Consider the following 22,929-nt stretch of genomic DNA (forward strand, 5'->3'; position numbering starts at 1 on the left):
AGATTAAAAAGCAAAAAGGCGTTTTTTATAAAAACACCTTTTTTCATACATTATACAATAAATAACAAATCCATTTATTTGTCCAAAACTTCAAAAGTAGAATTCATACTTTTAAATTCAGGAACAATTTTTTTCATTTTGCTTACAATATCGTCATTACTGTAAAAATTCGCAATTTCTATAAGTTCTTCAATTTCAATATGCAGATTCTCATATTCATCCTGAATTTCTTGTGCTATCATAATTTTGTTATGATAAGTTGGTAAAGTCTTAGAAGTATCGTTTAGTAATTCTTCGTATAATTTTTCACCTGGCCTAAGACCCACAATTTTTATTTTTATCTCTTTATCCGGAATGAAGCCTGCTAATTTAATCATCTTTTTAGCTAAGTCAATAATTCTTACCGGTTTTCCCATATCAAAGATATAAATTTCTCCGCCATTACCCATAGCCCCTGCCTCTAAAACTAACTGACAAGCTTCAGGGATAGTCATGAAATAACGAATAATATCCTGATGAGTTATGGTAACCGGCCCTCCTTCAGCAATTTGCTTAGTAAACAAAGGAACTACAGAACCATTAGAACCTAAAACATTTCCAAAACGAGTTGTAATAAATTTCGTAACCCCTTCCTCTTTTTCTCTTTTGTTTTTTAAAAATAGAGACTGTACATATTTCTCTGCAATACGTTTACTGGCTCCCATAACGTTACTAGGATTCACTGCTTTATCAGTAGAAACCATTACAAATTTCTTTACTTTATACTTGCAAGATAGATCCGCTAAATTTTTTGTTCCCTTAACATTTGTAAGAATTGCTTGTGAAGGATTTTCTTCCATTAGCGGAACATGCTTATAAGCTGCAGCATGAAAAACTACATGGGGATTAAAATCAACAAAAACTTTCTCTAAAGCTTTTTTGCTTTTAACATCTGCAATAACAGCTCTTATTTTAGTTTGCGAATCTAATGCGAGAGTTTCTAAACATAAATTATGCAAAGGGGTTTCTGCATGATCTAAAATTATTATTGTTTTGGGATTAAATCCTAAAACCTGTCTTACAATTTCACTTCCAATAGAACCAGCAGCACCTGTAATGAGTATAACTTTATCTTTTAATTGCTTAGATATTGATTTACTGTCCAATACAATTGGCTTTCTTTCTAATAAATCTTCAATTTGAATATTCTTTACTTTTTGAGAAATTTCTTTTTGATTTTCCCAATCCGAAATTAATGGAACTGTGTATACCCTGTAATTAAATTCCAAACATTGATCAACAATAATCAACTGCTCTTCTTTTGATAAGCTTTTATCTGCAATAATAACACCTTCAGCAGCTACTGAACGCATTAACGCCGGCAGTTTTTTCTTTTGAATCAATATAGGCAGATCCAACATTCGTTTGGAGGCATTTTGATTGTTTTTATCTACAAAACCAACAATTTTAAATCTTGAAGGCGATTCAAATTTAAGTGCATTTGCAACTGAAATTGCATTAGCATCCGTACCATAAATAACGGTTCGTATTAATTTTGAGTCCGTTTTTTCTGAAAAATAGATTTCGAAAGTCTGTTTTACGATTACTCTGTATAAGAATAATCCACAAAAAGAAAGCACTAAATTTATAAAAAGTGCCGTATTTAAAAAGGCTTTATGTCCTGAATACAACTCAAAGACCAAATTGAAAATCAAAAAGAAAATCAAAACTGACATTTGAGAGAACAATAATTTTATTGCATCTATATAAGAAGAATGCCTGATTATTCCTGAATAGGTCCTAAATAGCCAGAAGAAAAAGACATTGACAAATATAAGACTTAATACAAAATAAAAATGATATGTCGTTACAATGTAACCTAATGCTGTACCTTCAAAAAGCATATAAGTAAATGTAAACGAAAAAAGAAGGACAATGATATCAATTGCAACGATAATCCACCTTGGCAAATAACTAAGATTATTAATATTTGCTTTAAGATTTCTTGGTGAGAAACTATTATGCAATAAAGCAGACATTTTGTTTGGTTTATCTGTATTCAAGTTAATTGTATTTAGTATTGAAACTTAGCACACTTACAAAAGTACTAATTAAAGATTTTAAAAAAATATTTCTTTTTAAATTAAAATCTCGCATTTTTTTTCTTTTGTTTTAATAATTCGATCAGATAAGACCCATATCCTGATTTAACAAGAGGCAAAGCAAGTTCTTCAAGCTCTTTATCAGAAATGAAACCTTGTCTCCAGGCAATTTCTTCAATACAACCAACCTTTAATCCTTGTCTCTCTTCTAAAACCTGAACAAATTGTCCCGCCTGCATTAAACTATTAAAAGTTCCGGTATCTAGCCAGGCTGTACCTCTGCTTAAAATACCTACTTTTAAAGATTCTTTTTCTAAATAGACTTTATTTACATCTGTAATTTCATATTCCCCCCTCGCACTTGGCTGAATATTTTTAGCTATTTCTACAACTGAATTATCATAAAAATACAAGCCGGGAACAGCATAACTTGATTTTGGATCTTCCGGTTTTTCTTCAATAGAAATAGCTTTGAAGTTTTCATCAAATTCTACTACTCCATAACGCTCTGGGTCTGAAACATGATAAGCAAACACAACTCCTCCATTTGGTTTTGTATTTGACTTTAAAAGTTCCTGCATATTAGATCCAAAAAAAATATTATCTCCTAATATCAGCGCAACATCATCATCACCAATAAATTCTTCTCCGATTACAAAAGCCTGAGCTAAACCATTTGGAATAGCTTGTTCGGCATAACTAAATTTACATCCCAAACTGGATCCGTCTCCTAATAATTTTTTAAAATTTGGCAGATCATGAGGTGTAGAAATAATTAATATTTCATTTATTCCAGCCATCATTAATGTTGATAATGGGTAATAAATCATAGGCTTATCATACACAGGCATCATTTGCTTGCTCATTGCAAGTGTTAATGGATGCAATCGGGTACCGGAACCTCCGGCTAATATAATTCCTTTCATCTTTTAATATTTTTTTTGTAGATTCTTAGCTGAAATATTTATTCTAAAAAAACATTTTCTTTAAACTTTCTTTATATTCTGGAACATCTACCTGATATGTTTTTTTTATTTTTTCTTTATCCAATAATGAAAATTCCGGGCGTTTTGCCGGGGTTGGATAAGATACTGATGGAATTCCTCCAACATGACAATTATATCCTCCAAGTTCTTTTATGCTCAACGCAAAATCATACCAGCTTATTTCACCTTCATTTGAATAGTTATAGATTCCGGGTATCCAATTTGGAGATTCCAAAATATCCAGCATTGCTTGTGCTAAATCGGCTGCATAAGTTGGAGAACCTATTTGATCATTGACTACATTTATTGATTCTCGTTCCTGCATTAAACGTTGCATTGTTTTCACAAAATTATTTCCAAATTTGCTATAAACCCAAGAAGTTCTTATTATAATTGAATTAGGATTATTATTAATACAAGCTACTTCACCCGCTCTTTTAGTGGCACCATAAATATTAATCGGATTCGTTTCAGTTTCTTCATTTAAAGCAATTGAAGAAGATCCGTCAAAAACATAATCCGTAGAAATATGAATTAGCTTCACGTTATTATCATGTGCATATTCAGCAATCAATTCGACTGCTAAATGGTTTACAGTATTAGCCAGATCTTTTTCCGATTCTGCTCTGTCAACTGCTGTATAAGCTCCACAATTCAAGATAATATCCGGATTTATTGCTTTTAATTGTGTCTTTAGCAAATCTAAATTATCTAAGGTAATCTGAGTTCTGTCTGCAAAAAACCATTCATATTGAGAATCATTTGAAGAAAGTTGTAAAAGCTCAGAACCTAATTGTCCTGTTGCCCCTGTAACAAGTATTTTTTTCATTAAAATAAACTATTACAATTTTCAATAAAAGGTAAAATCTGATCTTTTTCAGAAACTATTGCGTCATTTAAATCCATACCCCAATCAATATTTAAAGATGGATCATCATATTTTATCCCTCCTTCAGAAGCTTTGTTATAAAACTGATCGCATTTATACATTACTGAAGCCGTTTCACTAATAACAGAGAAACCGTGTGCGAATCCCTGAGGGACCAGCAATTGCTTTTTATTTTCAGCCGACAATAAAACACTAAACGATTTTCCGTAAGTTGGAGAATCTTTTCTTAAATCGACAGCCACATCAATAATTTCTCCTTCTAAAACTCGAACCAATTTACTTTGAGCAAAAGGCGGATTTTGATAATGCAATCCTCTCAATGTTCCTTTTTTTGAAAAAGACTGATTGTCCTGAACAAAATCGATATCAATCCCTAAATCTTCAAATTTAGTTCTACTGTATGATTCAAAAAAATAACCTCTTTCGTCGCCAAAAACTGTTGGTTCAATAACTACTAAATCTTTTATAAACGTTTCTTCAATTTTCATTTTTTAAAATGCAGTTTTTTTTTATTTATGTTTTTCAAAAAAGGTATTAACCACTTCTTTAATTCTATCTTTTTCTTCTTTCGTAATATTTGAACCAGAAGGTAAACATAACCCTCTCTCAAATAAATTTTCGGCCACATTATTACCATAATATGGATAATCTGAAAAAATGGGCTGCAAATGCATTGGTTTCCAAAGTGGACGACATTCAATATTTGCATTTTCAAAAGACAGCATAAGAGTTTCCCTATTTATATTTTCTTTAGTACTTTGCTGAACTAAAATCGTGCTTAACCAATAATTTGAAAAGCAATCTTTATTAACTGTCTGAAAAAGTTGTATTTCGTCTATGCCTTCAAAGATTACCCTATAAAAACGATTTATTTCTCTTCGGGAATTAATGTTTTTATTCAAAATTTCCATTTGTCCAAGACCGATTCCCGCACAAATATTACTCATTCTGTAATTGTATCCTATCTTGCTATGTTGGTAATGTACGGCTTCATCTTTGGATTGTGTGGCATAAAAAACAGCCTTTTCTTGTAAAACCTTTGATTTAGAAATTAAAGCACCTCCACTCGAAGTTGTAATAATTTTATTTCCGTTAAAAGAGAGAACTCCAAAAGTCCCAAAAGTCCCGCACTTTTTTCCTTTGTAAGTACTCCCAAGAGCTTCTGCACTATCTTCAATAATTGGAATTTCATATCGCTCTGCAATTTCGTTAATTTCATCAACTTTATATGGATTTCCATATAAATGAACGGCAATAATTGCTTTAGGTTTTTTGCCTTTTTTGATTCTGTCCTGAATTGCAATTTCGAGATTCTCAGGACACATATTCCATGTTTCTGATTCACTATCCACAAAAACAGGAATAGCTCCCTGATATAAAATAGGATTCGCTGATGCCGAGAATGTAAGGCTTTGACAAATAACCTCATCTCCAGCACCAACTCCTAATAAAATTAATGCTAAATGAATTGCAGATGTTCCCGAATTTAAAGCCGTTACAAATGATTCTTCTGCAAGATAATTTTCAAGAACCTTCTCAAAATCATTTACATTTGGTCCTCCTGAAGTAATCCAGTTATCATCAAGTGCTTTCTGAATGTATTTCTGTTCGAAACCACTTTGCTGTGACATGGATAGAAAAATTCGTTTATTTTCCATTAATGTTCCAATAATCTGAAGGATAACGAACATCATCTTCACCAACATCTCCTAATGGCAAAGTCGAAAATGATAATAGCTTTGAATTTGCCTCTAAAGATTCAATTGCATTTGCAAAACCTGCCGGAATATGTACAATTTTACTTTCTGAAGCACTTACCATTATAGTTTCAATATTTAAATCTTTCGAAGGGCTCTCCCAATTGTCAATTTTCACAAAGTGAATTTTAAAAGATCCGTTTATACAATAAAAGTTTTTAGCATCTAATTTGTGTCCTTGCCAGGCACGAATTGGATTTTCATCAGAATTACTTATAATATAAAATCTTTGAATATCCTTAAAACTAAAATCGTTTACATAAGAAATAGTTCCTCTATGGTCTAAAAAATTTCCGCCTTGAATTACTCTAGGATTCATTAATTTAATTTTAAATCAAGTCTTTTTAACAAATAGAATTTTAGTAAATATACTAAAAGCAGAGGAATAGTAATAATTAAGAAAATTAATGTATCACTAATTTTTTGATATAAAAACACCACTAAAATTGAAATGGCTATTTGTGCTAATGCGTAATATAAAGCAACCAATCTATGTGGAATTTTATATTCATTACTTAAAACCTGATACAGATGCAAACGATGCGCTTCAAAAATATTCTGTTTTAAATACAGCCTGTGCAAAATGGTACAACCAGCATCTGCGCCATAAACGGCTAAAAATAAAAGCCAAATAACTGAGTTTGTTGCTAAAATAAGTTTCAAAACAAGATAAATGATCCAAAAAGCAATTGCTATACTTCCAACATCTCCTGCAAAACATTTAGCTTTTTTTCTATAATTAAAAAAAAGAAAAACTAAGCTGGCAATCATAGAATACTTTATAAAACCAGCATCTGTAAATAGCTGAATATTTTTATTTACATATAACAATGATCCCATTACTAGCAAAGTATATAAACCTGTTATACCGTTTATACCATCCATAAAATTATAGACATTTATTAAGCCAACAGCTATAATATAAGCCAATAAAATTCCTAAAAGAGAAATAGAATTAAAAATCTCTAAATCATAAAAAATCAAAGTAATAGCCAAAAAATGAATCGAAATTCTAATCTTATTTGACAAACTCTGAATATCATCCCAAAAACTTACTAAGCTCACTAACGTAATTCCAACAAAGAAAGAATAATTATTTTGGATATGCTGTGCAAAATATAGTAAAGCAGCAAACCAAAAAACAATTCCTCCTCCTCGCAAAGTGATTTCAGTATGTGAACTTCTTTGGTTTGGTTTATCAATTATGTTGAAACGGTTAGCTACTTTAAAATATAGTAACATTAAAATCATTAAATGAAAGCCTAGTATTGTGTATTGCATTATTTATTGGCAATTTTTAAATTAACTCTTTAACTTCTTCTTTATCCTTGGCATGCTTAATATATTTAAAAGATTTGAATAAAGTAAAAGAACAAAGACCTACTGAATTAAATCATTCCAATTCATTATATCGTAAATACATTAAAACATTCTGGGGGTTCCACTCCAACTCTTCTCTGGCCTTAGTATCATCAAAGGTAAGATTATATGTTATCCGTTTTAATTTTGTTGAATTTATCGGTGCATTAACACCTATAAAATCGCCTACAAGTGCCATACATTTGGCTATTATTATTGGTAAATTAAAAGGTAATTTTTTATTTTTCTGTATTGAAATAGTTTTACTCAACTCATAAAAATTAGGATGAGCTCCGTCTGTAAGATTGTAAACTCCGCCAACTGATTCCAGTTTTGGAATAAAAGCAGCTACATCCTCAGCTAATACCATGCTTTTGTGTGCCCTTCCGCCATCGATATTAAAATAATATCCTTTATTAATGGCTTTTATCATAGCTCCTAAATTACCTGGAGGATTTTTACCTATTAGTAATGGTAAACGTAAAATTGTACATATGACCTTATTTTCTTCACACCAATCTAAAATAATTTTTTCAGCGTTAATTTTACTTATACCATATGGATCTTTAGCGTCTAATGAATGATTTTCATCGATATCATTCCCTATTTCCTGTCCATAGACAGATACTGAACTTATAAATACAAATTGTTTCGGTAAAGAGGTCTTTTCTAAACCTAACAATAAATTCTTTGTACCAATAACATTTATTTCATAAAACTGTTGTTTTTCAATATCATTTTTTGGAACAGAATGTGCTTTTCCGGCGGCATGAATAACCACATCAAAAGCATGAATAAAGTTAGGAATTTGTTTATCTAAAGAAACTTTATAATTTCCAAAATTTCTTGAAAGACCAAAAATTTGGTGTTCTCTTCCTAATATTTTAATTATGATTTGTCCTAAAAAACCATTAGATCCAGTTAGTAAAATATTCATTTTAATATATACTTTTTAGCCAACCCCATTTATTAAAATAAATAAAAGCACTTTCTATTGTAATCCATTTAAATTTGAGTTTTTTGTGTGTCATTTTTGCAAAATGATGAAAAACTTGAGCGTCGGGATAATATGCAGTTCTAGAAATTTTTAAAAATCGTCTTGTCAAATCAGCATCTTCTAAGTACATAAATATTTTATCATCAAAAAAACCAATATCTTTTAGAGTAGCTGTTCTTAAAAACATGAAGCAGCCTGATAAATAAGGTATGTCATAGATGTTTTTATTATAATCCTGATTTTTGTATTCGTAGGAGTCCATTCTTTTTTTAAATGTTCCTTTTAAAAATGAAGGCATAAAGCCTCTCACAAACAAATCAAAAAAAGTAGGATTGGTTTTGCATAGATATTGAAGTTCACCATTAGGATAAGTAACTTTAGGCATTAAATGACCTACATTAACATTAGTATCCATAAAATTGCAAATTTGCTCCAATGTCCCTTTTTTAAAATAAATGTCAGGATTCAAAACCAAATGATAATCTGAACCCAGTTCAAAAGCTTTTTTTATAGCCACGTTATGAGAAGCACCAAATCCAGGATTTGCAGGATTATGAATATATTCAATTCTTGAGTCTATAACAATTTTCTTCAATTCATTTGTTGGTGAATTGTCTACCAAATATAATTTTACTTTCAATTCTGTATTCAAAAATGAATCTATTGCTTCTCTCACCATAGTTATATCGTTCTTGTAAAGAACAATGCAAGATGTGATTTTTGTGTTCATTCAATATTTTATTTAAATTAGTTACTCTTGCGTATTTAGCTTGTTTCATAGCCTTAAGACATTTAGGAAGTAATCAGAGTACACCTTTTATTCCATTAGCAATTATTTATTTCCAATTCTAAATAAGTACTATGAGACTATTAGTTTTGTTTTGTCACATTACTTTAATTTACTGAAATTTATCATTAGTATTTTAAGATAATAATGATAAATCATATCTTATTTTCAATAATCGATATTAACATTTTTGCTGATTTATCCCAAGAGAATTCTTTTATTGTTTCATTTGCATATTTATTATACATATCTCTTTTATTTTTATCATTTATAAGCTCAGTTAATTTCTCTTTTAATTCAGATATATTACCAGGACTGTACAAAGATGCATTATAATCATTACGTGCGTACTCTCTAACGCCTCCTGAATCACTTGAAAGAATAGTTGCACCACAGTTTAATGCTTCTAGTGGCGGAAGACTAAAACCTTCCCATAATGATGTTGATATAAAAATGTCTGTTTTTCTAAAAACCTCGGCAATTTCATAATCATCCTTTGGTCGTACTAAAGTAAATTCATTTAAGTCAAATTTTTCTAATTTATCTGTAGAAATTAAATGAACTTTGGAAATTTTATTTTTAATATGTGGTGATAAAACAGACCAGGCACGTATAAAGTCTTCTAATTTTTTTAATGGATGATCTCTTGCTATTAAACAAATTGAAATTTTATCGTTTAACAAATCATTTCGTGATTTTGAATAATTGAAAATATCTTTATCTACAGCAGGATGAACAATTAATTTAGCAACATCTTTTCTATTGCTTATACTAATAAATCTATCATATGTAAAATTTGAATTGAATATATATTTTAATTTAAGTTTATAATTTAAACGTGTCAGAAGTTTAAATACAAAAAGAAAAAGCTTGTTTCTTAATACAAACAAATCATCATAAATCCTATAGTCATCCGCCTGAATAAAGCGAATAATGTTTTTATTATATTTTCTTGGAATGACATATAAAAAAACAGACAAAATAGGATCTGAAATTATTACAGTCGTTGATTCATTTATCTTCAATTCTTTTATAACATATCTAAATAAAAGAAAGCTATTAAACAACTTCGGAATTAATTTTTCAGCAATTTTACCAATAGCTTTAATGTGAACTTTTGATTCAATTTTATAATGATTAATCTCTCTTGAATTATTTGGATAGATAATTTCTAATTCATAATTATTTATTCGTGAAATTGAATTAGCAAGCTCTACGAAAACCCGATTTCCACCGCCATTTTTAAATTGAGGAGCTACGAATATTATTTTGTTCATAATCAAAAATTCCTTTTTTAAATAAAAAAACTGATATAGATACTATTAGCATACCAAATGGAAACTGGTGAATAGGTGCAAACATTGCCATTTGAATAAAAATTAAAAACATAATAAAACTATATTTAATATAAATGGATTTATATAGATAATAGTAATACACAAGTTTAAACAAATATGACACTATTAGAATTACAAATAAAACACCCCCAAATATTCCAAAAATACTTCCCATCATTAAAAAAATATTAAAGGACTTTGATCCTAAAGCAGATCCGCTTTCCGTAGAATGCGATTTGTCCCAATAGTATCCGTTTCCTGTAATATTTCCATTTAAAATATTATTAACCGAAATATGATAAGCTTCAATTCTTCCCTGAGCTGAGTCATCATTCCCTGAAAATTTTAAAACAAAAAAATTCGAAATTTCATATAATTCAGGTGCGTATATAATCATTATAAATATCAGTATAAGAAAACTTATAATAGTAAATTGAGATTTGATGATTCTTAGATTTATTTTTTTTTGAAAAATAGTTGTTAAAAAAAACGTGAATAATAGATATAAAAATAAGGCCAAATAAGTATTTCTTGTAACAGAAAATAAAAAACCCAAAATATAAAAGGGAACTAAGTATAATAATTTTAACTTTTTATCTTTTGTTAAAACATTTAATATAATTAATAATAAACCGAAAAAAGTAAATTCACTGTACCATGTCGTTTCGGAAAAAAATGCACTAGGTCTAATATTGTAATAATCTAACTGAAAATTAGGGTAAAAAATTAAATTGGTAAAAAATTGCAATATTCCCCAAAAAATTATAAAAACAGTTACAGAAATAAAATAGTCAATGATTTGATCATAATAATTAGTCTTTTTAATAAAAAAATGATTTAAAACCAAAATAAGTCCAACATAAAACACCCAATATTTTATATTATTAATTTTCGAGATAAAATCTTCAGTTATTAGAAAATATATTGACCAAATAAAAAAAACAAAACCAATTAAATATTCTGATAAAAACAATCTGCTTATAGTAATTTGTTTTTTTGCACGCATTATAATTTCAAAGAAAGAAATTAGGTAGATTATAATTAAATAAAAATACCAAATTCTAATGTTATAATCTGAAAAATAAAATATTTCATTATCGAAAGCAAGTAAGTATATAATAGCTAAAACAAGTGAACCTTTTAATCCTATTTTTTTCTTATTATAAATAATTATAAAAATCGAAAAGAATATACAAAGAGGAAATGCAGCTTCAAATCCTATCGTTGCCAGAACTATAAAATAGGATACTAAATTTATTAAAACAAAATTAAAAGGTTTTTCTAACATTTTTTAGTAACCATCAATCATTAATATTTACGGATTTTCAATTAATAATTTCTTAATCCAAAACTATTTGATAATTATACATTCCTTTTTTATATAAAAAATAAGACAAAGACACTACTAACATCCCAAAAGGAAATTGATGTATGGGTGCAAACATTGCCATTTGCAAAAAAACCAATATAAAGACAATACTGTATTTTATATATATTGATTTAGTAATAAAAAGTGATTCTAGTAGCTTTTTAATGTAGAGACAAATAAATACTAAAAATAAAATAAGGCCAATTATTCCAAAAATATTTCCAATCATTAAAAATAAATTAAAAGACTTTGATCCTAATGCGGAACCTGTTACAGTAGAATAACTTGGGTTCCAATAAAATCCCTGTCCAAAAAAATTTTGATTTAATAAATTGTGTATAGAAATTTTAAAAGCCTCAATTCTCCCTAATGCAGAAGGGTCTTTTGCAGATAATTTTAAAATAAAGAATGAAAATATATTCGGGAAATAAATGAACAGCAAGATACTTACAAATAAAATAAAACTAAATGAACCTAGTATTATCTTCAAATCTTTAGATTTTATATGCCTTATTTTTAATATAAAAAAATCACAAATAACACTGATAATTAAAAATAAAACAAGACCTAAAATCGAATTTCTTGTAAAAGAAAATAATATCCCTAATAGAAAAAATGGAATCAAATAGAAAGAGTAGTGTAATTTATATTCTGATTTTAATAATAAAAATATAAACAATAGACCAAATAATATAAATTCACTATACCAACTGGTTTCTGAAAAAAAAGCAACTGGGCGGATATTGAGGAATGAAATTTGACTAAAAGATATTGAACTTAAATATTTAAGTGTTTTTAAAAATCCGAAAACCAACACAAAAAATGTGATTGAAACATAATAGAATGAAATTTCTTTAAACTTATTGACATTATTTCTAAAAAAACTATTTAAAGTCAAAATCAAACCAACATAAAAAAACCAATATTTAAAATTATATAACTTCGATATCTCATTCTCAAATAAAAAAAACAATAATGACCACAGAAAAAAAACAATAATTATTAAAGTATTAATAGAAATTTTTTTTTTACATTTTTGAAACACCTCGTAGTTATTACTAAAAAGTTGAAAAAAAGAAATAACATAGATTAGTAATAAGTAAAAGTACCAAAATCTAAAATTATATTGAAAAAAACAGAATGATGGACTATCAAAAGCCAATAAATAAATAATTGTCAATACGATTGATTCTTTAAGACCAAATGTTCTAAAATTATAAATGAAAATAAAAACTGAAAAAAAAATTGAAAGATAAAAAGCATAATTACCCTCAAAAAAAAACATATCTGCTGTAAAACTAAACAAATTTAATGCAACAAAACTAAATGGTTTATTAAGCATTTTTTCTTATATTATGGATGAAAACAATTTTAAAGTATCTCAACCAATAAACTAAATAATCAAATGGCAATTTAAATTTTTGTGAATTTTCCTTTCTAAAATTAACTCTAACCCTCATTTCGTCCTTTAATGAAGCAAAATAATCCGAGGACAAATTATTACCATCTAATCTAAAATCAGAAATGTATTCTTGAATTACTATTGGGTCTCCATATTTCTTCCATAATCTCAAGAAATAATCATAATCCATAGCGTGTTTATATTTATGATTAAACTCAATGTCTAAAGATGCATTCAGTCTTACCATCGTAGATTGATGTCTAATAACATTTCTTATAATCATTGCTGCCCAGGAAATTTTATAATATCTGTCCTTTTTAAATATTTCATCCTTACTATTCTGAAAACGAAGATAAGCTGTAATCCAATTTGCATCAGGGTTTTTAAGTGAAGCATCTATCAATTTCTGAATAGACAGCTCGTCAGTGAACGTATCATCAGAATGAAGATATAAAATCCAATCTCCAGAAGCTAAGTTAGCGCCCTTATTCATAGCATCTGACAATCCTTTATCTGGTTCAGAAATCATAACATCAATACTGGATTTATATTTTTCTAATATTTCTAACGTTCCATCGGTAGAACCACCATCAACCACTATGCATTCAATATTTTGATAAGACTGGTTAATAATACTTAAAATTGTTTTTTCAATATAACTCTCACCATTATATATAACTGTAACTATAGAAATTTTTGTCATCGAAATTATTTATTGGATATTTTATTTAAGATGCCAGCAAAAAAATCATTTTTTCTTATTAAAAATATTAGAACTAACAGATGAAAAACAAACAATATAATTCTAAAACAAGTATTCATTTTTAATAATACCAATATACTGCTCATGATAATAGTAAATACAGATAATGTTTTTACAAGAGAATCAGACTTTTTAACTACATCATCAGTTATATTAAATTGTTTTTTAAATTTAAATATAAGATACTGAGATGATAAAACAATAGAAAAAGCAATTGGAAGGACAACTAAATCATCAATCAAATATTTTCCAATAAAAAAAAATAGCGCAATATTTATTATACTTGACAAAATATGAGATATTATTATGTTTTTTAATTTACCTAAACCCATTAATATTGAATAGGCAGTACTAGCCATAATATTAAAATGATATGATATACATAATAATATTAAAATAAATAAATATTGATTGGCATTATTTTTATCTAAATATCCAACAATAATCATACTAAAACAAATAAGGATACTGAAGAGTATAAAACTTAATAAAGAAGCTCCTCTATTTATCTTATTAAACATTTCATTAATATCTAATTCACACTTTTCATTGCTTTTGGAAACAAAAGGAGTTATAACTTGTACAGCACTAACAATTAGAACTCTTATTTGAGTTACCGCTCTTGAAACGAGATCATAAATTCCAACTGTAGAGAGATTAAAGTATTTGTTTAAAAAATATTTCGTTATTGGGTCAAAAACCAAAACAGCTAAAGATATAGCCTGGAAACCCTGTCCATAAGTAAGAAACAATTTTATATAAATCTGATTGAACTTCATTAAAGAGAAATCAAAAAGATCAATTTTAATCAATATTACAGTAGCACTTATAAGTAATAAAATTGACTGAATTAACTGAGCAATCAAAATACCTGTTAAGTTATAATAATAAACTAAAATAGCAGCGATTATGCAAAAAATTACAGAACAGAAAATAACAATCTTATTTCTCACAAATATTAATTGCATACCATCTATAGCAGATAATAGAACAGAAGTTATGAAACTTATAAAAAAAGTACACAATGATATCCTAAATAAGAGAATATATCTACTAGGAATTTGTGGATCGTTAAATAGAAAAGATAGAATGCTAGCAGAAAAGTAATAGCCTAATATAACTAGTAACCCTCCAAAAATAATATTAAAAGCAAATCCATTAAAAATTATTTGATTAAATGCTTTTTTGTCATTTTGTGCTACATGTACCGGTATGTATCTCAAAACACAGCCTGAAACACCTGAGCCAAAGACTGATATAGCAATTGGAAGGGAAGTTATTATAGACCAAATACCCAATTCATTTTTTCCTAATTTATGAAGAATTAAATAATATATTACAACATAACAAAATGTTGACAAAACAATTTGTAATACTGAAAAGATGCTATTTTTTATAACTATACTTTTTATTTTTAGCATCTATTTACCTTTTGAGAATAAGAAAATTATTTAACTGAACAAGCATTTACAACTTCCTTACTATGGATGATAACAAAAGTATTTTTTTTATTAAATTAATTAGCTTTCTATTATAACTAACTCCAGAAGATCCACTAATACCCGAAATAGCAGGTAATATAGAGACTATATTCAAACTATTTTCTTTTTGAAGAGCAAAGGCATAAACATGTTCTAAAAACAAACCCTCACTATCTTTAACTTTTAAATATTCATCTTTTAAAATATTTTTATATGAAATTAAATTTGCAAAATAAAAATTAGTGAAAACACATTGAACCTTTTCTTTTTTCCAAAAAAATGAGTAGGAATAATCAAACGCAAAATCAACACCTTTAAAGTTTAAATAATTATTGTAATTTTCAACAAATAATTTCCCTGTAACCTTAAAAAATGAATCATGGGATTGAATATATTTGCTATTATTTAATATATAATTCATTATTTCGCCCTCTCCATACCCTTTTCCTAATACTTTAGACTTTTCTTTATTTCCTTCAAAATTAAGTACTTCAAGAATTTTATCATTTTTAGTAGCTAACGAGACAATTTCATTACAATAAACATAATTTGAATTATCACATATGATTATAGTTTTAAAATCTGATTCTGTAATCCATCTTTTTAAGGCTTCAATATGCAATTTTTCTCTATCATCAGGATTCATTAATGTAACAAATGAAGAAGATGGATAAATACAAGATGTTATTATTAAGCAAGATTGCATATAAGTCAAATAGAAAATATTATTATTGTTTTTTGATTATTTAATCAGTTTTTTAATCGTCAGGAATAAAATGGCTAAAAAACCAAATAAAAAACTTCCTAAAATAATTCCTTTTGCTTTACCAAATCGATCTTTTGCTAACGGCAATATAGGTCTATCTATTATCTGTATCAATGGTGTTTCTTTGCGTAAAGTAACTTTTGCTAATTCTGATTGTTTAACAAGTTCTGTTAATATGGCAGTATTGGCCTGAATGTCTACCTGTCTTCTCGCTGAAGTAACACGACGAACATTGAGGGCCGGATTTAAATTAAATGTGTTGTCATTAGCAATTGCAACTCCAGTAATTGCATCATTAAGCTCACTTCGAATTGAATCAGTTTGGCGTTGTAAAATTGCCATATTCATTCTTGCCTTTTTACTTTTAGTATCCACATAAAAATCAGACACTTGTTTAGCTAAGGCTTCACAAAAATATTTTGCAAAAAGTTCATTTTGAGAAGTAACATCAATACTTATAATTGAAATCTTTTTGTCTTTTTGAGCAACAGTTAAACCTCCTTTTGACAAATTTTCATACATTTTTCCTAAAACACTATCCTGAACACGGGTATATAATTTTCGATTTGAATTTGGCAAAAATTCTAAACTTGCAAATTTTGGATTATCTTTCCATTTTTTACGCCATTCATTATTTTTAATATACATTTCAGCCAAAGAAATTGTTTTTCCTTCGATTACAACAGGAGAAAGCAATGTTTTTTCAACCATTGTACGGGATTTAAACAATTCAGTGAGATTAGAACCAGTAAAAATACTCCCTCCACTACCTCCTAAATCAAAACCAAATGAACTTGCCAATCCTAATGCACTTCCTAATCCTCCACCTCCGCTTTTTTCATCTTCTAATGCAAATGATAAAGTAGCAGTATAAATTGGTTTTTTACTAAATGAACAAGCAAGACCCAAGGCAGCTCCAATTATACCTGCAATCAAAATAATTTTCCACTTCGAAAGTAAATAGTCCCACCATTCTTTTCCTTTTTGGATTAATTCTCTTAATGAAATTTCATCATTTTTAACCGGTAAATTATTTTCCATAAAGAATCTTAATTTTATTTAAAAGCAGTAACAATTAATAACGCCAAACTAGTAATCACACTTCCTATACTTACCCATTCTCCAGTACTCATCTTTTTCGTTTCAGGCTTTTCAGGCACAACAATTTGTGAATCAGGAGTAACTTTAGGATACGATCTAAAGAATAAAAAGGAACCTGTTACTGATGCTTTTCCGTTAGGATAAATAATATATGCTTTTCTTTTCCATCCTTTATTATCAACACCTCCAACTGCATTTATATAATATTTAAAACCTTTGCCGCTTCTATACGGTATCTCCGAGGTCAGCAAAACGTTTCCTGTCACTTTAACTCCTTCGTTAAAAGTAGTAACCTCAATTTCATCATCAGGAAACAAGGTAACATTAGAATAATGATTATTATCTTTAACGATTTTTTTCCAATCTACCGGAATTATAGCAAATTTTAATTCTTCTTTTAGCTTTTTAGTCAGCTTTTCTTTTAAAGTATCATTTTGGGATAAATTTAAATCTATACCTTCTATCTTTTCGATTTGTTCTTGTTTAATAGGTCTCTTAATTTTCAAACCTTCCAAATTAGCAACAGATGTCAAGCCACCTGCACGCATAACCACATTATAAACTGACTCTTTTTTATTAGCTAATACATATTTGCCAGGATAAGCTACAGCTCCTGTAATTGTAACCATTTGTGGTTTTTCATAAACAGCCATTCTTCTAATGTTAATAACATCAAAAGGCTTTAAAATAAAGTTTTTCACCTGTTCATTATTGTCTGCAGTAATTTCCAGCTCTACTAGTTCGATCCGTTTTGGATTGGCATCATCAATTTCATCCGACTTAATCATTCTGGCAATCTCAACTCTTTTAGATGCCGAACCAGTAAGTCCTCCAACCTGAATTACTAAATCATTTAATGTCAAATTATCATAATATTCATATTCCCCAGGATTCTTTACTTCACCATCAATCGTGACTTTATATTCTTCCCTGAAATCTAAAATGGAATAAACAGTAACAATATCTTCTCTTTTTAATTCAATATCCGCATTTAAATCTCCTGACAAAGCGGTTTCTAAATCAACATTTACTATTTCTGTTGTTAAATCAGGCTTTAGACGAATAATTCTGGCTCTTTTACTATAAGCATCCTCTTTAAGGCCTTCTGCTCTGGTTATAAGATCTGAAATTCTCATTCCCTCACTATAGGAATAATAATCCGGTCTAAAAATCGCCCCTTCTATTTTAATACGGTTTTCAAAACGGTTTAAAATTTTAGTAACTCTGAAAACATCACCTGATTGAGGCTCATACGAAGCAAATTCACTTTCATTAATATCATGAACCTTAAATTCTTTCCCTGTTTTTTGCAAAACATTTACTGATGCGGTATAAGCAAAATCATTAAAACCGGATGCGAAATTTAATAAATCAGAAAATTTTTCACCATTTTTCATTTCAAAAATCCCAGGTCTCTTTACCTGACCTTCTACAGTTACTCTCTGGTCATAAACCGGAATTCTGATTACATCATTTTCTTTTAAACTCACATTATCAGATTGATCACCTTTAACTAAAAAACGATAAATATCTATGTTTTTATAAACCTTATTATTTCTAATTAATTCAATGTTTCTATAACTGCCATTTTTTCCTGGACCTCCTGCTAAATGTAATGCATTATAAACAGTTGCCAGAGATGATATAGAATAATTTCCTGGTTGTTTTCCTCCAACAATCGTAATTTTAATCGTTCTAATTCTGCTTAAACTTACACTGACCTGAGACTGACCTGATCTGACAGTGCTATAAACCTTTGCAATGGCTGCTTTAATTTTTTGAGTTGCAGCTTCAATTGATATTCCTGAAACTGAAACTTGTCCTACATACTGAATAGTGATTTTTCCTTCGACACTTACGGGAATACTGGCATTAAATTCTTGTACTCCATAAACGCTTACCTGTAGTTCATCACCAGGACCTAAAATATAATTCATAGGTGTTGCCAAATTTGAATCAGGTTCAAAATTCAACGTGGGATTATCAAACAATTCAGAACCAAATATTAAAGCATTAACAGAATCTTTGACTTTGTTATTTATAATTTTATCCTGAGTACGTCCAGAATCTTTTTTATTTTCACTAATTTTTTCATTAGTTTTTTTATTTAAAGTATTAACATTTCCATCATTTACCCTTGCTTTTAGCTTTGCAAATTCTCCAGCACTCATTCCTTTTGATAAAGCCATCGTTTCTGCTTGCTCAATTGTCATATTATTACTTTGCAATTGTGCTTTTATTTTAGCAATATCATTATCCGATAAATAATCCACTTTTACAGTACTCAAATCACTTGATTTGATTAAATCCTGAGCATTTATCTGATATGAAAATAAAAGAGTAAAAAATAATAAAAGAAAAGCTGTTATTTTTTTCATTTTAATGATGTTTGTTTTATTTCAATTGTAAGTAATTAATTCAAAACAGAATTTATTATTTCTAAGAATATTGTTTTTTATAATAATCTTTATAAGAACCAGATGTCACATTTCTGAGCCACTCTTCATTATTCAAATACCAATTAATAGTCTTTTCCAAACCTTCTTCAAAAGTTACTGATGGCTTCCAGCCTAGTTCCTTATTAATTTTAGTAGCATCAATCGCATAACGCAAATCATGTCCTGGTCTGTCTTTCACGTAAGTGATCAACTCTTGAGATTTACCTTTTTCTCTCCCAAGTTTTTCATCCATAATCTGGCATAATAATTTAACCAAATCAATGTTTTTCCACTCATTAAAACCTCCAATGTTATAAGTTTCATGGTTTTTTCCTTCGTGAAAAACTAAATCAATGGCAATGGCGTGATCTTCTACAAAAAGCCAGTCTCGGGTATAATTACCATCTCCATAAACAGGCAATGGTTTATTATTGATAATATTATTGATGAAAAGCGGAATTAGTTTTTCTGGAAAATGATAGGATCCATAGTTGTTTGAACAATTCGTTAAAACATATGGCAAACCATACGTTTCTCCATAAGCCCTTACAAAATGGTCTGAACTTGCTTTAGAAGCTGAGTAAGGAGAGTTTGGATCATAAGGTGTGGTTTCTGTAAAAAGTCCTTCTGCTCCTAAAGAACCATAAACTTCATCAGTACTGATATGATAAAACCTTTTACCCTCGAAATTATCTTTCCATTGCTTTTTGGCAGCATTAAGCAAATTCATAGTCCCAATAACATTTGTTTTTACAAATGCCAGAGGATCTTCGATCGATCTGTCAACATGTGATTCTGCCGCTAAATGCAAAACACCATCAAAATTATAAATTGAAAAAAGTTCATTAATAAACGCTTCATCTACAATATCTCCTTTTACAAAAGTATAGTTAGGCTCATTTTCAATATCCTTAATATTTTCCAGATTCCCTGCATACGTTAATGCATCCAGATTATAAATTTGATATTGAGGATATTTGTTCACGAAACGTCTAACGACATGTGATCCGATAAAACCAGCACCACCAGTTATAAGAATTTTTTTCATCTTATTAATTTAATAATTTTGAATTTTGTTTTTCCAATTCACTATATATATCTTTTACATTCTGAGAATTTTCTTTTTGCAAAATTAAATTAGCAGTATCTGTATGAACAAAAATCGTGTTTTTTAATCCAAGAAAAGTGGTATGCTTATCACTACCAATAACCATATTTCCATTTTTATCGATAGGATGTCCTTTAGAAACCAAATAATCATAAACTGATTCAAATGAACCTAAATCAGACCATGTAAATGATGCAGGAACAACTTTAATTTTCTTACTGCGTTCCATGACAGCATAATCGATACTTATGGATGGAATTTCTAAAGATGTATCTAAATCCAGAAAACCTTCTTTACTTGACTCCCAAACTATTTTGGACTTTTCGTAAACGTCAGGCTGAAACTGTTTTAATTCATCTAAAAGCACACTTGCTTTAAAACAAAACATTCCACTGTTCCATAAAAAATTACCTTTTGCAATAAAATCTTTAGCAGTAGTTTCATTTGGTTTTTCTCTAAATGATAACACTCTGTCTCCTTTTGATTCTATATAACCGTAACCAGTTTCCGGTTTTGTTGGGATGATTCCGAAAGTTACAATATAACCTTCCTCAGCTTTTTGAATTGCTTCTTTAATAGCATTGTTATAATCTTCCATTTTATCAATAATATGATCTGATGGTGTTATAATTAAAATATCATCCGGATTTGATGCAAAAGCAGCAAATGCAATAGCGGCAGCTGTATTTCTTGGTGTTGCTTCAACAATATTAAGATATTCTGTCTGAGATTTACCCATAACATTACCACTTAAATGATGGTTATCAACATTTCCCACAACCATTACATTATTTGCTAAATGACTATTTCTCTCAACAGTCATTTCAAACAAGGATTTCCCTTCAAATATTTCCAAATATTGCTTAGGCTGGCTTTTACGGGAAAGTGGCCATAATCTACTACCTATTCCTCCCGTTAAAATTACATGTACAATTGAATTACTCATAAATATATTTTTATTTTTTAATAAAAAGCTTTAATACTACAACCTGTTATCAGCTTTAGTTCCTAAAACTCCTTTTACATCGTATATTAAACTATTCGATTTTTGAATCTCCTTAAAATTTAATTTTAAAAATTCAGCATGTGCAACTCCTAAAACTATTGCGTCAAATTTTTCTTTCGGAAGAATGTTTATTGTTGTTAATGCGTATTCTTTTTTAACCTCTTCAATATTTGCAATTGGATCATATATTATAACAGAAATGCCGTATTCTTTTAATGCCCTTACAACATCTACAATTTTGGTATTGCGAACATCAGGACAATTTTCTTTAAAAGTAATTCCAAGCATTAAAAGTTCAGCATTATTTACCGAAATGCCTTTTTTAATCATAAGTTTTACTACTTGAGATGCTATATATTCGCCCATACTATCATTCAAACGACGCCCTGCCAAAATTATTTCAGGATGATATCCAAATTCTTGAGCTCTTTGTGCTAAATAATAGGGATCAACGCCAATACAATGACCTCCAACTAAACCCGGCTTAAAAGGAAGAAAATTCCATTTCGTAGCAGCAGCAGCAAGTACTTCCTGAGTATCAATATTCATTAAGTTGAATATTTTAGCCAGTTCATTTACAAAAGCAATATTAATATCCCGTTGTGAGTTTTCAATTACTTTAGCAGCTTCAGCAACTTTTATGGTAGGTGCTAAATAGGTACCAGCAGTAATAACTGATTTATAAAGAGCATCTACTTTTAAACCAATTTCAGAAGTAGATCCTGAGGTAATTTTTAGAATTTTCTCAACAGTGTGTTCTTTATCACCAGGGTTAATTCTTTCAGGTGAATATCCTGCAAAAAAATCCACATTAAATTTCAAGCCTGATATTTTTTCTAAAACCGGCACACATTGTTCCTCCGTTACCCCAGGATACACTGTTGATTCATAAATCACAATATCTCCTTCTTTTAGCATCTTCCCTACGGTTTCGCTCGCTTTGTACAAAGGAGTTAAATCCGGTCGATTATTTTTATCTACAGGAGTTGGAACGGTTATTATAAAATAATTACAATCTGCAATATTTTTTATATCTGAAGTACAATAAAGTCCTTTTGTTTTATCTGATGAATCAACTAAAACGCTTTGCAAAATAGCATCTTCTACTTCTAAGGTAGTATCGGTCCCTTGCTTTAAACTTTTAATTCTTGAATCATTAATATCAAAACCTACTACAGGATATTTAGTAGCAAATAAACGAGCCAAAGGCAACCCTACATAACCTAATCCAATAACGGCAACTTTTACGTTATTATTCATATTTTCCCTTAATTTCGCATATTAAATTGCACGGCTTCGCCA

The 22,929-nt window shown here is 28.9% G+C and carries 20 protein-coding genes; all 20 read right to left on the reverse strand.

Annotated elements, in window-relative coordinates; all coding sequences use genetic code 11:
• Positions 1 to 74: 74 nt before the first annotated feature.
• A complete protein-coding gene (locus ACEN2I_RS04820; protein WP_441765185.1) occupies positions 75 to 2,018 on the reverse strand; it encodes a polysaccharide biosynthesis protein in 1,944 nt (647 codons plus the stop codon).
• Positions 2,019 to 2,122: 104 nt separating this feature from the next.
• Positions 2,123 to 3,007, reverse strand: coding sequence for a glucose-1-phosphate thymidylyltransferase RfbA (gene rfbA, locus ACEN2I_RS04825; RefSeq protein WP_441764980.1), 885 nt, complete (start codon positions 3,005 to 3,007; stop codon positions 2,123 to 2,125).
• 43 nt (positions 3,008 to 3,050) lie between these two features.
• Positions 3,051 to 3,896, reverse strand: a complete 846-nt coding sequence (rfbD, locus tag ACEN2I_RS04830) for a dTDP-4-dehydrorhamnose reductase (RefSeq protein ID WP_441764981.1) — start codon at positions 3,894 to 3,896, stop codon at positions 3,051 to 3,053.
• Positions 3,896 to 4,444 (reverse strand): dTDP-4-dehydrorhamnose 3,5-epimerase, encoded by a 549-nt coding sequence (gene rfbC, locus ACEN2I_RS04835; protein ID WP_441764982.1) that lies wholly within the window; start codon positions 4,442 to 4,444, stop codon positions 3,896 to 3,898. Before rfbC ends, rfbD begins: the two co-directional genes overlap by 1 nt.
• A gap of 21 nt (positions 4,445 to 4,465) precedes the next feature.
• Positions 4,466 to 5,614, reverse strand: coding sequence for a DegT/DnrJ/EryC1/StrS family aminotransferase (locus tag ACEN2I_RS04840; RefSeq protein WP_441764983.1), 1,149 nt, complete (start codon positions 5,612 to 5,614; stop codon positions 4,466 to 4,468).
• Positions 5,604 to 6,032, reverse strand: a complete 429-nt coding sequence (locus ACEN2I_RS04845) for a hypothetical protein (RefSeq protein WP_441764984.1) — start codon at positions 6,030 to 6,032, stop codon at positions 5,604 to 5,606. Before ACEN2I_RS04845 ends, ACEN2I_RS04840 begins: the two co-directional genes overlap by 11 nt.
• Positions 6,032 to 6,994, reverse strand: coding sequence for an MraY family glycosyltransferase (locus tag ACEN2I_RS04850; RefSeq protein WP_441764985.1), 963 nt, complete (start codon positions 6,992 to 6,994; stop codon positions 6,032 to 6,034). The genes ACEN2I_RS04845 and ACEN2I_RS04850 overlap by 1 nt, the downstream gene beginning before the upstream one ends.
• Before the next feature lie 112 nt (positions 6,995 to 7,106).
• Positions 7,107 to 8,009, reverse strand: coding sequence for an NAD-dependent epimerase/dehydratase family protein (locus ACEN2I_RS04855; RefSeq protein ID WP_441764986.1), 903 nt, complete (start codon positions 8,007 to 8,009; stop codon positions 7,107 to 7,109).
• A gap of 1 nt (position 8,010) precedes the next feature.
• Positions 8,011 to 8,799 (reverse strand): glycosyltransferase, encoded by a 789-nt coding sequence (locus tag ACEN2I_RS04860; protein ID WP_441764987.1) that lies wholly within the window; start codon positions 8,797 to 8,799, stop codon positions 8,011 to 8,013.
• A gap of 212 nt (positions 8,800 to 9,011) precedes the next feature.
• Entirely contained in the window at positions 9,012 to 10,133 is a 1,122-nt protein-coding gene (locus tag ACEN2I_RS04865) for a glycosyltransferase family 4 protein (RefSeq protein WP_441764988.1), read from the reverse strand.
• Entirely contained in the window at positions 10,099 to 10,590 is a 492-nt protein-coding gene (locus ACEN2I_RS04870) for a hypothetical protein (RefSeq protein ID WP_441764989.1), read from the reverse strand. The genes ACEN2I_RS04865 and ACEN2I_RS04870 overlap by 35 nt, the downstream gene beginning before the upstream one ends.
• 943 nt (positions 10,591 to 11,533) lie before the next feature.
• Positions 11,534 to 12,904: an O-antigen ligase family protein gene (locus ACEN2I_RS04875; RefSeq protein WP_441764990.1), complete on the reverse strand. Its 1,371-nt coding sequence runs from the start codon at positions 12,902 to 12,904 to the stop codon at positions 11,534 to 11,536.
• The gene (locus ACEN2I_RS04880) at positions 12,897 to 13,667 is read right to left on the reverse strand and encodes a glycosyltransferase family 2 protein (protein ID WP_441764991.1); all 771 of its coding nucleotides are present in this window, start codon (positions 13,665 to 13,667) and stop codon (positions 12,897 to 12,899) included. Before ACEN2I_RS04880 ends, ACEN2I_RS04875 begins: the two co-directional genes overlap by 8 nt.
• Positions 13,668 to 13,672: 5 nt before the next feature.
• Entirely contained in the window at positions 13,673 to 15,148 is a 1,476-nt protein-coding gene (locus ACEN2I_RS04885; protein WP_441764992.1) for an MATE family efflux transporter, read from the reverse strand.
• A gap of 46 nt (positions 15,149 to 15,194) precedes the next feature.
• Positions 15,195 to 15,854: a hypothetical protein gene (locus tag ACEN2I_RS04890; RefSeq protein WP_441764993.1), complete on the reverse strand. Its 660-nt coding sequence runs from the start codon at positions 15,852 to 15,854 to the stop codon at positions 15,195 to 15,197.
• Positions 15,855 to 15,950: 96 nt separating this feature from the next.
• Positions 15,951 to 17,015 (reverse strand): Wzz/FepE/Etk N-terminal domain-containing protein, encoded by a 1,065-nt coding sequence (locus ACEN2I_RS04895; protein WP_441764994.1) that lies wholly within the window; start codon positions 17,013 to 17,015, stop codon positions 15,951 to 15,953.
• Positions 17,016 to 17,029: 14 nt separating this feature from the next.
• Positions 17,030 to 19,453 (reverse strand): SLBB domain-containing protein, encoded by a 2,424-nt coding sequence (locus tag ACEN2I_RS04900; protein WP_441764995.1) that lies wholly within the window; start codon positions 19,451 to 19,453, stop codon positions 17,030 to 17,032.
• Between the two features lie 61 nt (positions 19,454 to 19,514).
• Entirely contained in the window at positions 19,515 to 20,561 is a 1,047-nt protein-coding gene (gene rfbB, locus ACEN2I_RS04905) for a dTDP-glucose 4,6-dehydratase (protein WP_441764996.1), read from the reverse strand.
• Positions 20,562 to 20,565: 4 nt separating this feature from the next.
• Positions 20,566 to 21,567 carry a mannose-1-phosphate guanylyltransferase gene (locus ACEN2I_RS04910; protein WP_441764997.1) on the reverse strand — a complete coding sequence of 334 codons (1,002 nt, stop codon included), beginning with the start codon at positions 21,565 to 21,567 and terminating at the stop codon, positions 20,566 to 20,568.
• Between the two features lie 36 nt (positions 21,568 to 21,603).
• A complete protein-coding gene (locus ACEN2I_RS04915; protein ID WP_441764998.1) occupies positions 21,604 to 22,887 on the reverse strand; it encodes a nucleotide sugar dehydrogenase in 1,284 nt (427 codons plus the stop codon).
• Positions 22,888 to 22,929 lie beyond the last annotated feature (42 nt).

Source organism: Flavobacterium sp. W22_SRS_FK3 (genome assembly GCF_052113665.1).
Lineage (GTDB): Bacteria > Bacteroidota > Bacteroidia > Flavobacteriales > Flavobacteriaceae > Flavobacterium.